Origin of the sequence: Streptomyces sp. BE303, assembly GCF_036290945.1 — a bacterium.
In the GTDB taxonomy this organism is placed as follows: domain Bacteria; phylum Actinomycetota; class Actinomycetes; order Streptomycetales; family Streptomycetaceae; genus Kitasatospora.
On the sequence record NZ_JAQYWZ010000570.1, the window covers coordinates 1 to 250 of the forward strand.

The 250-nt window shown below is 66.0% G+C and carries 1 protein-coding gene; it reads right to left on the reverse strand.

From position 1 onward, the window contains the following. Nucleotides 1-214, reverse strand: a 214-nt coding sequence (locus tag PUR56_RS12755; RefSeq protein ID WP_329948979.1) for a hypothetical protein, incomplete at its 3' end; no start/stop codon positions are given. Nucleotides 215-250 lie beyond the last annotated feature (36 nt).

Here is a 250-nt window from a genome sequence, read left to right on the forward strand (position 1 = left end):
ACTCCTCCAACATCCCGTCCAGATGCCCCGAATGAAAAGCATGACTCACCCGCAACCGCCGCGACCGACGACCCACGAAACGACCCCGAACCTCCTCCACCCCCACCTCGTCACCCGACACCACCACCGACAACGGACCATTCACCGCCGCAACATCCACACCCGCGACCAGAACAGCCCGCACCTCCTCCTCCGACGCCTCCAACGCCACCATCGCCCCACCACCCGGCAACGCCTGCATCAACCGCGC